Source organism: Cuspidothrix issatschenkoi CHARLIE-1 (assembly GCF_002934005.1).
GTDB classification, from domain to species: Bacteria; Cyanobacteriota; Cyanobacteriia; order Cyanobacteriales; family Nostocaceae; genus Cuspidothrix; species Cuspidothrix issatschenkoi.
In genome coordinates, this window is the sequence record NZ_PGEM01000001.1 from 15359 (window position 1) to 28930 (window position 13572).

2 protein-coding genes (1 of these 2 running past the window's edge) are annotated in these 13572 nt (G+C 49.9%); both read left to right on the top strand.

Going from position 1 to position 13572, the window contains the following annotated elements:
* The gene (locus CUN59_RS00010; protein ID WP_104385912.1) at positions 1-1128 is read left to right on the top strand and encodes a MupA/Atu3671 family FMN-dependent luciferase-like monooxygenase; all 1128 of its coding nucleotides are present in this window, start codon (positions 1-3) and stop codon (positions 1126-1128) included.
* Positions 1128-13572 carry the start of a non-ribosomal peptide synthetase gene (locus CUN59_RS00015; protein ID WP_104385913.1) on the top strand. It continues 16337 nt past the right edge of the window, so the window shows 12445 of its 28782 coding nt (coding positions 1-12445); it begins with the start codon at positions 1128-1130; its stop codon lies beyond the right edge, outside the window. Before CUN59_RS00010 ends, CUN59_RS00015 begins: the two co-directional genes overlap by 1 nt.

A 13572-nucleotide genomic window follows, 5' to 3' on the forward strand; every position in this document is an offset into this window, starting at 1 on the left:
ATGACCACTTCCATCGAAGAACTACTCGGTCTACCGCCGCCAACAGCTAACCGCAGACCAGAAAATAATCACCAAATTTCCTTCAGTTTGCTGTTTTTTTCTGATGTGAGGAAAGATGTAACGGACAAGCAGAAATATGAATTCGTGCGAGAGATCACGGTATTTGCCGATCGAGCAGGGTTTGCGGCTATCTACATCCCAGAACGTCACTTCTACGAGTTTGGTTCGATCTTTGCGAATTCGGCAGTGATGGCAGCCTATTTGATTCCCCAGACGCGCCGGATTCGGTTTAGAACGGCAGGGATTTCTCTCCCGCTCCATCATCCCGCTGAAATCGTCGAGTGGTGGGCGATGAATGATATATTATCTGATGGACGAGTGGATCTTGGCTTTGGGTCAGGATGGAGCAAGCCAGATTTCATTTACGCGCCCGAAAAGTATACTGATCGCCGTAAGATTTGTAGTGAGTGGATTCCCCTGGTGCAAAAGCTGTGGCGAGGCGAAACTGTCACCTTTCCCGGACCCGATGGTGAACCTGTCCCGATCGTGGTTTATCCACGTCCGCTGCAACCGGAACTGAAAGTCTGGCTACTTGTAACCAAGAGTGATGATGGGTTTAGATATGCAGGTCGTCAAGGATACAATATTTTTACTATGCTCTACGGTAACAACTTTGAAGATATGGGCAAAAAAATCGCTTTATATCGTCAGGGACGAGCAGAAGGGGGACACGATCCCCAATCGGGCATCGTAACTCTCATGCTACATACACTGGTTCACCACAGCCGTAATTTGGTGCATCAGGCGATTGAATCACCCTTTAGGGAGTATATTAAAAGTTCTTTAGATGCACATATACAGGTATTGACCGAAAGAAGTGTAACCAATGAGGGTGTCTCGGATCGAGAGAAGGCTAAAATACTCGATTATGCCTATCAACGATATGTGAAAACAGCGGCTATGTTCGGCACTGTGGACGACGCTAGGAAAGTTGTGGATGAAGCGATCGCGATTGGTGTGAACGAGATCGCCTGCTTGGTCGATTTCGGCGTGGATTACACGGTAGTCAAGGAGTCGCTCTCCTACTTGGAAGAATTGATTTCCCATTATTTGCCAGCAGTGGATTGATGATGAATACTGAATACCAACTTAATTGTATTAAAGAAGCATTCGATCGCGCCTCCAGAGAGTCGCGTCCATCCAAACAAGCAGAATCGATTGTGCCACCTGCGCCCCAACTAGAGCCGATCGCCATTGTGGGACTGTCTGGTTACTTGCCTGGTTGTATGTCAGTCCGTGAATTTTGGCAGGCCTTAGATGAAGACCGTTCGGCGATCGCCGAAATTCCGATCGACCGCTTTGATTGGCGGAAGTATTACGATCCGTCCGGTAAGGATCCGCGCAAAACTGATTGTAAATGGGGCGGCTTTATTCCCGATATCGCCGGATTCGATCCGCATTTCTTTAATATCTTGCCGTTCGATGCTAAACGAATCGATCCCCGACAACGCCTGCTGCTGATGTCGGTGTATCAAACTTTATGTGATGCCGGATATGCACCGACAACTCTCAAGAAATCGCGCACTGGAGTTTATGTTGCTCATCAGGACGATGATTATCTTCAGATATTGAATGAACGCGGACTCGATTTGGGTGCAGGCTACGGACAGGCATCAATGCTAGCTAATCGGATCGCCTATTTTTTTGATTTTCGAGGACCCAGCGAGATAGTGGATGCCCAGTGTGCTGGTGGAGCAGTCGCTCTGCATCGGGCTGTAATGGCACTGCGATCGGGTGAGATCGACAATGCGATTGTTTGTGGTGCCAACTTGTTGTTACGACCACAGCCTTTCTGTGCGCTGTCCAGTACCAAACAACTGAGCCGAACTAATTCCGTCAAGTCATTTCAGGCAAATTCGGACGGACATTTGCGGGCTGAAGGTGTTGTTAGTGTGATGTTAAAGCGGCTCTCCCCAGCGGAAGCCGACGGCGATTTTATTTATGGGCTGCTCGCGAATACGGCGATTAACTTCAATGGTCAAGGGGGTACTTCGAGTGCTGCTCCGAATATCGAGAGCCATGTAGACCTAATCGGGCGATGCTATGGAGACGCGGGGATCGACCCACGGGATCTGAGTTATATCGAAGCTCAGGGAATGGGGAATCGGCTGTCCGACTTAGCCGAATGGGAAGCCTTTAATCGGGCACTGCGATCGCTAGCTAAAGCCAAAGGCGTGACTTTGGATCGCCACTTCTGTCGAGTTAGTACCCTCAAGCCTTTAATTGGGCATATGGAATCGACATCTGCCCTGGGGGCACTATTAAAGATCCTCCGAAGTTTGCAAACCGATCGCCTTCATCAGATTATCGGCTATGCCGATGGGAATCTGGGGCTGGAGACTGAGGATCTGCCCTGTGTTCTGGCTAGTGAGACATTGCCTTGGCCTAAAACAGACAAGCCGCGCCTAGCTGGGCTGCATTCTTTTGGGATGAGCGGCAATAATGCGCATATTTTAGTTCAGGAGTACCGTCCGTCGGCTCGAACCTCTGCTCCCAGTCAATCTTTGCCTGTCGTCGATGATACTTCTGAGTTTCTGATCGTCCTGTCTGCCCAAACTGAGAAATCGTTAATAGTCCTAGCTAGAGAACTCAATCAATTTCTTGCCAGTCCATCAGTCCCCGATCTAAAAGATATTGCCCATACTTTGTCTCATGGGCGCGAACACATGGATTATCGTCTGGCAATGGTTGTGGGCGATCGCGAACAACTCAGGACGGCACTACAATCCCATCTCGTAGCAGGCGATCGCCTTGGAGGATATCTCCATCCTGTCTTTACTGGCACAGTGCGTTCCGCTCCCCGGCAAGATAGCTCCAGTTTCCAAGGAATGCAGGCGATCGCCGCGATGTGGGTACAAGGCGGTGCGATTTCATTGCCGGAATATCCCCATGCACGCCGAGTGCCACTACCTGTTTATCCCTTTGAAAAACAACGCTATTGGCTGGATCAAGAGCCGCAGCCCTCTCCAGATCTGGCGGTGATGACGAAGAAGGAGTTAGGGGATTTTGCCATCGATCCAGAGCAATCCAGCGGAGACAACCTGCGTCGATATCTCAGGGGTGTTTTCGTTCAGTTACTCGACCTCACCCCAGAACGCATCGATGAGGATCGGCATCTGCAAGATTACGGGATCGACTCTCTGACTGGAATGCGGGTGATGCGCGGTCTGTCAGCAACCTTCAACATTGAAGTTCTCGGTCGAGATCTGCTCCAGCATCCGACCATTCGATCGCTCTCACAACACTTGAGTCAGAGGATCGACTTAGAGGTAAATAGAGCGAACCCCGATCCACAGGTAAATACATCACCCCATCGAGAGTTGGGAAATTTTCCGCTCTCGGAAGGTCAAACAGGATTATGGGCATTGCAGAAGTCTTTTCCATATCTAACTGCCTATAACATCCCCTTGTGTCTCCAGATTCGGGGGCATTCCATCGATCCTGCGCTGTTATCAAAGGCTTTGCAGGCAGTGCTAAGACAGCATCCTGTGCTCGGCTATCGCCTATTTGAACGAGACGGTATTCTCAGACAAGATCTGGTGGCGGGGGGAGAGATCCGCATCAATACCGAAGATATTTCAGTCCTAGATGAGCAGAGCATCAAATCCAGACTCAGGGATAAGTCGAAACAGCCCTTCAATGTGGAACAAGGTCCGTTAATCCGGGTAGACCTACTGCAAAAATCCCCCAGTGAAATCTATCTGCTGATTTGCGTACATCATATTGTATTTGATGGTGGATCATTCCTGCCCTTGATTGATTCACTATTGACGGCGTATCGTCAGTTACTGCGCGGAGAATCCCCAGCGATCGCGCCGATCTCTACGACTTATCAGGATTTTGTGCTGTGGGAGCGGCAGATGTTGGATTCTAGTGTGGGGAAAAAACATCGAGAATATTGGCGGCAGACACTTTCAGGCGATCTGCCGATCCTCGAACTTCCCACCGATCGATCGCGTTCAAATGTAGACCTGTTTTCCGGTGAGACGATCTCCATGGCGATCAAGCCGTCCCTGGCGGCTCAAATCCAGCGTTTTAGCAAGGCACAACGAGTCAATCCTTCTACCATATTTTTGGCTTTATTTAAAATTTTGTTGCATAAATATACCAACTGCGAGGATATCATCGTTGGCATGCCGAGTATGGGACGACCCGAAGAAAGATTCCGATCAGTCATCGGTTATTTTATCAATATGGTGGCGATCCGCAGCACCGGATTCAGTCAGCAAACATTTGCGACTTTTCTGGAACATCTTCAGTACACCATATCCGATAGTCTCGACCATGGAATGGTGCCATTTACAACCGTTGTCCGAGATCTTGGTATTCTGCCTAATGAAAACGCCGCCCCCGTGTTTCAAGTAGCCTTTGAATACCAGAATGGGCTGACACCTGGGGATCTGCAACACCTATGCCATTGTTACGGCGACCTGTTCGAGCTAGAAATTAGCTTCGATATCCACCAAGAAGGTGAATACGAATTGGTACTGGAGGTATTTGAAACAGCGAATGGGTATCACATCAATTTTAAATATAATCCAAGCTTGTATGACACAACTACGATGCAACGGATGCTCGGTCATTACTTGAATCTGATCCAAGTGGCAATTTCCCATCCCCAGGGGTCGATCTCGACATTCGATCCGATGGATGACGCAGAAAGACAGTGGCTACAGTCAGAAGTAAATGCCACTTCAGTCCCATATCCCAACTATTGCGTTCATCAACTGTTTCAAGCTCAAGCCGCGAGAACGCCTGATGCGGTAGCGGTGGTTTGCGGAGATCGAACTCTATCCTATACAGAACTAAATCGCCAAAGTACAGCTTTAGCCAAATACCTACGGTACCAAGGTGTCCAGGCGGAAACCTTGGTAGGGGTCTGTGTCGAGCGATCGCTGGAGATGATCGTTGCTTTACTAGGGATTATGAAAGCTGGTGGAGCTTATGTGCCGTTAGATCCAGAATTTCCCCAGGAACGGTTGACATATATGCTGCGCGACTGTGGTGCTTCCTTCCTGATTACCCAGTCGTGGTTGAATGATCGGATCGGTGCCATCGATGCAAGGTATATTAACCTGGATCTGCAAGGGGCGGAAATCGAACGGGTAGCAGCATCGATGGAGGATCTCTCATCTGGGGCGGATCTGGGCAATCTCGCCTATGTTATTTATACATCCGGGAGCACTGGCCAGCCCAAGGGCGTAGCGATCGAGCATCGGGCGTTAACCAACTTTTTATATGGGATGGCGGACAAGATCGGCAAACAGTTTGTGGCAGACTTTCTGGCGGTGACAACCTACAGTTTTGATATCGCCGCGTTGGAACTGTTTTTCCCCCTCGTTCAGGGGGCGCGATGTATTATTTGCGAGCGCGATCTACTCAAAAATATTGAGGCGGTTAAGGCGGAAATTCGGCGATCGCAACCGACGATTGTGCAAGCTACGCCATCGTTTTGGACGATGTTGCTTCAGTCAGGCTGGAAAAATGAGGAGAACTTGACTATCCTCTGTGGCGGCGAGTCCTTGAACGATCGGCTCCAATCGATGTTTGCAGCGATCGGCTGCGAAGTTTGGAATCTTTACGGGCCGACCGAAACTACAATCTGGTCGATGCTGGCACAGATCCGACCCGGCGATGCAGTTAGCATTGGTAAGCCGCTCCCCAATACCCGTGTCTATATCCTGGATAGCTCCGATCGTCTCGCCCCGATCGGCGTTCCAGGCGAACTGTGCATCGCTGGCGCGGGGTTGGCGCGGGGATATTGGCATCAGCCAGAACTTACCGCCCAAAAATTTATTGACCATCCCCTAGAGGCGAATACTGGTAGTAAGTTGTATCGCACGGGAGATCTCTGCCGCTGGCTCCCCGACGGCAAACTTCAGCATTTGGGGCGATTGGATCTTCAGGTCAAGATTCGGGGCTTTCGGGTCGAACTGGAAGAAATCGAACGGGAATTGAGTCGTCATTCCGCAGTGGCTGAATGTGTAGTCGTAGCCAAGGAACGTCAGGGAGTCCAAACGCCGATCGCCTATTATGTACCCCGATCGAGCTATGCAGGTAAATTACCCCCAGACTCCGATGTGATCGCACATCTGAAGCAGCATCTACCCGACTACATGATTCCCACCGCCTTCGTCGCCCTAGAGCGGATCCCGCTAACGGCTAATGGTAAGGTAGATCGCCAATCTCTCGCTCATCGAGAAGTGACAATTCAACGGCAGACTGAGAAAGTAACTGCTCGAACTGAAACTGAGGCGATCCTGACAGACATTTGGAAAAATGTACTCAATGTCACCGATATTAGCATTAATGATGGGTTCTTTGCGGCTGGTGGTGATTCAGTTCTGGCCGTAATTTTGGCTGATCGGATTGCGCGGAGATTCGATCGCGAGTTTTCGGTTACGTCCTTATTTAAGTATGCAACGATCCGCGATCTTGCCACCTATTTAGGAGACAAACAGACCGATCTGCCGATCTCCACACCCTTCGGGGCTTCACTATCTGTGTCTGAGTTGGTAGCCGATCAAGACCGATCGGATTTGCAGGACAGCCTGGCGATCGTGGGGATCTCTTGTCACTTTCCAGGCGCACCCGATCACGGTCAATTCTGGGAGAATATTTGTGCGGGTAAGGAAAGCGGACAATTTTTCTCAGCGGCAGAACTACGCCAAGCTGGTGTGGACGAAGCCTCGATCCGCAATCCCTACTTTGTTGGGGTTCAGCGCACGATTGAGGGTAAGGGAAATTTCGATCCCGAATTTTTTAATATCTCCCCGCGTAATGCCCTGTTCATGGACCCCCAATTCCGATTGCTGCTGATGCACGCTTGGCAAGCGGTGGAAGATGCGGGATATGTATCCAGCGAAATCCCTCGGACTAGCGTGTTTATCTCCGCCAGCAACAGCGGTTACAACACCTTGGTTGATCGGGCTGGAATTATTGAGCCAACAGACGAATATACCGCTTGGATGTTGAATCAGAGTGGCACGATTCCCACGACGATCTCTTATCAGCTAGGCTTCACTGGTCCGAGCGTATTTGTGCATACAAACTGTTCTTCCTCCTTGGCGGGACTTAGTGCCGCGTATCAAAGTCTCAGTCTGGGGCAGTCTGACTACGCCTTAGTCGGCGCGTCAACCCTATTGCCTAAGTCCGAGATCGGCTATGTGCATCGTCCAGGACTGAATTTATCTAGTGACGGTCACTGTCGTACCTTCGATGCGGCTGCGGATGGACTAGTTCCCAGTGAAGGCGTGGCGGTGCTATTGGTGAAAAAAGCTCCCCTAGCCATTGCCGATGGTGATCGCATTTACGCGCTGATTCGAGGGATTGAGATCAATAACGATGGCACAAATAAGGCTGGATTCTTCGCACCCAGCGTGGGAGGTCAGTCCCAAGTGATCGATCTAGCCTTGACGGCTACGGGAATTAACCCAGAGACGATTGGCTATGTTGAAGCTCACGGCACTGGTACTAAACTTGGCGACCCGATCGAGATTCAGGCTCTGTGCGACAGCTATCAAAAATATACCAATCGCCAACAGTATTGTGCCATTGGTTCGGTGAAGCCAAATATCGGACACTTGGATACGGCGGCGGGGTTGGCAGGATGTATTAAAGTAGCCCTAAGTCTATACCATAAAAAGATACCACCGTCAATCAACTTTAGCCAAGCAAATCCAGCCATTGATTTTGCGCGATCACCCTTTTTTGTCGTAGACAGTCTCCGTAAATGGGAGGCTGGCTCCTCGCCCCGTCGTGCGGCTGTAAGTGCTTTTGGCATTGGGGGCACGAATGCCCACGGGATTTTGGAAGAATATCTGCCCAGTCCAAAGTTATTGCCAACCCATCTCCATCTGCCCGTTCTAATTGTGCTTTCAGCCAAAACAGAGGAGCGGCTCAAAGAATACGTCGAATTAGTGATTAGTTACTTAGCCAAGGGAATCACCCAACCCGAAGATGCCACCGATACCGAATGGTTAATTAACCTTGCCTACACATTACAATGCGGTCGCCAGCCGATGGAGAATCGGGTTGCCTTCATTGTCAATAGCGTTGGGGACGCGATCACCAAACTCCGTGAATTTGCCACCCACGGACAGTCTGGTGAGGGTTGTTATTTTAGTTCGTCGTCCAAAGAGAGTCAGATTCTCAAACTGTTTGCCGATGATGAGGATCTGCAAAGATTGTTGGCCCAGTGGCTAGGGAAACGGAATTTAGCCAAGTTAGCGCAGTTATGGATTCAGGGGGTCAAGGTAGATTGGAGTCAATTGTACGGCGATACTTTCCGCCCCACCCGCATTAGTGCCCCCACTTACCCCTTTGCACGAGAATACTATTGGCCGACTGCTAATTTTGCCCCACTCAGCCATTTGACCATTACGCCCAGTCAGGGGAGCGATCCATTACTACCCAGGCAGGTTGAGGGTTCCGCACAACATTACAGTTACGAGCTTACTGGAGATGAATTTTTTCTAACAGATCACCAGATCCGACTCAGGGATGGTGTGGGGAGGAAAGTCTTGCCTGCTGTGGTGTACCTAGAAATGGTTCGCCGCGTTTTCTGGAATCGCATCAGCCCTGTACATTTAAACTCAGAACATCCCGTCATTGTCTTGAGGGATATTACCTGGGTACAAGCTCTGTTTATTGATGAATCACCGATAGCTGTTGAGTTGAAATTTGTTGATCGCGGGTCTAGCAACAATGGTGAAGCTCTCAACCAAATGGGATTTGAAATCGGTAGTACCTTACCAGACAAAACTGTGCTGCATTGTCACGGTTATGTAGCGGTGAGCTTAAATACTGCTCCTACTCTCAACTTAAGCGAACTACAGCAACAAATTCGCAACCAGCAACGTTCGTCAGCAGAATGTTATGAGATTTTTCGCACATTAGGCTTAGATTACGGTTCGACCCACCAGGCTATCGATACACTATTCCTGTCCGCAGGCAAAGCCACAGAGCGACAGGTGTTAGCGAAATTGGTGATGCCCGATCCTGTTGATCGAGAGCAGTCTTCATATTTTTTACACCCCAGTATGTTGGACGCTGGGCTGCAATCGTGCCTGGGTTTAGTGCTAGAGAACGACTCCCAGGAGTCACTGGGAATGGCGTTGCCATCATCCCTAGAACAGATGGAAATATACGCTTCCTCTGCCTCCGTGATGTGGGCTTGGGTAAGATTTGCGCCCGAAACGAAACCAGATAGCCCGATTCAGCGCATTGATATAGATTTATGTAATGAGGATGGTAAAGTTGGAGTGCGGCTGAAGGGCTTTGTAGCTCGCGCAATCCGCCAGCAAGAATCCACTGAAGCGATCGCGCAGATTCAACCCCAAACTCGATTGGGAGTAGTGACGCTGAAACCAGTTTGGGATTCGGTGGCGATCACGTCTCCAGCTAATTCCTCGCCGGAACGGCGTACGGTAGTTTTCGGGGACACCCAAATCTGGAAACACCAAATTACCGCAGGCGATCGCCCCACCATCCTAGTTGACTCTACGCAGCCGCAATCCGTGGCAGAATTTTTCCACCAGATCCCATTAATGGGAGAGATCAATCACTTACTTTGGTTAGCGATCACACCGATTAAATATGCTTTAGATGACGATCTCCTCATTGATGAGCAGGAGTTAGGCGTTCTTCAGTTGTTTCAGTTGATCAAATCTCTGTTGGCGAGCGGTTACGGAAAAAAATCCCTAGCACTAACTGTAGTGACGAGTCAGAGTATCTCGGTTCAACCCTGGGAAACTGTCAATCCGAGCATGGCCAGCATTCACGGTTTAGTGGCAACCCTCAAGAGTGAATATCCCCACTGGCGGGTCCGATTACTGGATATTGATGGTAGTAAGTTACCATCTTGGGACGAGTTATTTCCCGACCATGATAAAGATAGTTTCCCCTTGCTGGCGCGGCGAAACCAGCAATGGTTTACCCGTAAGCTAATCCCGATCACCTTTGAAACCACAGGTTTTCCTGCCTACAAGCACCAAGGGGTATATGTAGCAATTGGTGGGGCTGGCGGTGTGGGTGAAGTCTGGAGCCGACATATTATTGAGAACTATCAAGCACAAGTTATCTGGATCGGTCGGCGAGAACTAGACGATCGGATCCGCGCCAAACAGGCAAAACTAGCTGCCTTCGGGCCGCAACCGATCTACATTCAGGCAGACGCAAGAGACAAAGCCTCTTTGGCACAAGCTCTTCGGGAGATTCACCAAAGTTATAGTTCGATCAATGGCGTGGTACATAGTGCGATCGAGCTTCAAGATCGGAGTCTGGCGCAGATGTCTATGGCTCAGTTTCGGACTGGATTAATGGCTAAGGTGGAAACCAGTGTTCGTTTGGTTCAGGTTTTCCAGCAGGAGCCATTGGACTTTGTGATCTTTTTCTCTTCTCTGATCTCTTGCGGTGAGTCGCCAGGACAAGCCAACTATGCCGCCGGATCTACCTTCCTAGATGCCTACGCCGAGCAGCTTGGCAAAGAGTGGGCTGTGATGGTCAAAGTTATGAATTGGGGATATTGGGGAGACGTTGGGGTGGTGGCTGATGCTGCCTATCGAGAACGAATGCGGCAAAACGGGATTGGCTCAATTGAAACACCACAGGCGATGGTGGCCCTAGATCGGCTCCTCGCAGGACAGATCGATCGACTGGCATTTATCAACCTGCTCAAACCTCAAGTACTGGAGTTTATAGTTGAAGATGAATTGTTATCCGTAGTTGGTAATCCAATCTGTCCAGTAGGCGATTCGATGGTTGAGAGTAATGATGCTGAAGCACGCTATTCCCAGCAATTGCAATTAATTCGTACCCAGCGAACGGATGCCCGCGATCGCTTGTTGCAAAACTTGTTGCTTGCCAACTTGCGCGATCTGGGAGTTTTCAATGTCCCCAAGGGGCGATCGCTCATTCTCCCAGGCTATCATCAGTGGTTGGATGAGAGTATCCGTCTACTGATAGAGAATGGTTTGTTAATTCGGCAGGAAGATATGTTAGCGGTTGCTGCCAATGTCAGCAGCGTCGCCGAACTATGGCAGATCTGGCAAACCAACCGACTGGAGTGGGCAGGAAGTCCCAGCGCAACTGCAGAAATAAATCTGGTGGAGACCTGTCTGCGCTCTTTAGCAGATATCCTCAGCGGCAGCAAACTTCCCCAGGATGTGATGTTTCCTAAGTCTTCCCTGCGGCTAGTCGAGCCACTATACCGAGGCAATCCTGTGGCAGATTTTTTCAACGAAGTGATTGCTGATGCCGTTGTCAATGCCATCCTGAGTTTGGATAAGGACAACCGCTCGATCCGGATCCTGGAAGTTGGTGCGGGCACAGGCGGAACTACCGTCGGCCTACTCAAAAAGCTGGAGCCTTATGCCGATCGGATTATTGAATATTGTTACACCGATATTTCCCAGGCATTCCTCATTCACGCCGAAGAGCATTACGCGATCAATTACCCATTTTTGACGGTCGATCGCTTTGATGTCGAGCAGCCGCTGTGTGTTCAGTCGATTCAACTGGGAAGTTACGATCTTGTCATCGCCACAAATGTCCTCCACGCGACTAAAAATATCCGTCAGACTGTCCGTAATGTCAAGGCGGCAATGCGGGCGGGTGGACAAATATTTATCAACGAGATCGGTCAGAGTTCCCTGTTCTCCCATTTGACCTTTGGTTTACTGTCAGGCTGGTGGCGGTTTGAAGATCCCGAAGTGCGTATTCCAGGTTGCCCTGGGCTAAATGCTCATGCTTGGCAACAGGTATTGCAAACCGAAGGTTTTGATGCTGTCAAGTTCCCGGTAGAGTTTGCCCATGACTTAGGACATCAGATCATTGTTGCCACGAGTAATGGAGTCATTCGTCAACCTTTGTTGCCATCTACCGATCGAGCATCTGTCCCCCAGATCCAGCCCGATAACTCATCAAATCTGCCCACTACTAGTAGTATGGCATCCCTGGCAGAATGGACTACAGAATTTGTGCGTCAGACCTTATCAGCAGCAACCAGGACTCCTGCCCACAAGATTCGACTGGAGGCACCCTTCGAGCAGTATGGGGTGGATTCGATCGTGCAGGTGGGACTGATCCAGAAATTGGAACAGGTGACAGGCTCCCTGCCCAATACGATCTTGTTTGAATACAGTACTACCCGCGAACTCGTTGAGTATCTATTAACCCATCACCAGGACTCCTTAGAACAAGTCAGAAAGCAATCCCTCACTTCCCACACCCCCACACCCACTACACTTCGACTCCCTTCGCCTTCGCCCAGGGCAAGCCGCCCAGTGCAAGCACCCTCCACATCCCCCAACCCCCACACCCCTAATCTCAGAACGGAGGACATCGCCATCGTCGGTATCGCCGGTCGTTATCCAGGTGCTAACAATTTAGATGAACTGTGGGAAGTTCTCAGCACAGGTCGTAGTTGCATTGTCGAGGCAGATCGGGTGCGGCGATCGAATTTTGGAGTTTCCCAACAAATCGGAGTTTCAACGCGATCGTATTTCGGCGGTTTTCTTGACGATGTTTATTATTTTGATCGTCAACTCTTCGGTGTTTCCGAAGAACGGGCGATCGCTATGTCGCCAGAAGTGCGTCTGTTTCTCGAAATAGCTTGGGAAACCTTTGAAGCTGCAGGCTATTCGCGAGCAGCCCTCAAACAGTTTCAACTCCGCTCGAAGAAAGGCATCGGTGTCTTTGTTGGCTCAATGTATAGTCAGTATGCCTGGACTAATCCTTCCAGACAGGAAGCGATCCTCAGTTCCAACGGGACAGAATGGCAAATTGCCAATCAGGTGTCACACTTTTTTGACCTCACCGGACCTAGCCTGGTGCTAAATACCGCTTGCTCCAGTTCGTTGACTGCCATCCATCTAGCCTGTGAAAGCTTACTACAGGGTAGTTGCTCGATGGCGTTGGCTGGCGGTGTCAATTTGACTTTAGAACCTTCAAAATTCCGATCGCTAGAGCGATCGAATTTCCTCGGTTCTGGGCAACTCAGCCGAAGTTTGGGCGATGGTGATGGGATGATTCCCAGCGAGGGTGTAGGCGCGTTGCTGCTAAAACCGCTCAGTCTGGCAATTGCAGATCGCGATCGAATTATCGGCATCATTAAAAGCAGCTTTGTAAACCACAGCGGTGGCAGACAAGCATTCACCGCTCCCGATCCAGCCCAACAAACTCAACTAGTGCTAGACTCGATCGCTCGTAGTGGGTGTGCCGTTGAGACGATTACTTATGTTGAATCGGCGGCGAATGGCTCCAGTCTTGGCGATCCAATCGAAATTATTGCCCTGAAAAATGCCTTTGCCAAGCTGACTACCAAGAGGGGTTTCTGTGCCCTGGGTGCGGTTAAATCCAACTTAGGACATTTGGAAGCAGCATCAGGTATTTCCCAAATTGCCAAGGTGCTATTGCAGTTTCAGCACCAAACCCTCCTACCCACCATTAATGCAACCCCTAGAAATCCAGCCATAAAACTGGACAATTCACCGTTTTATATCCAGGAACAAT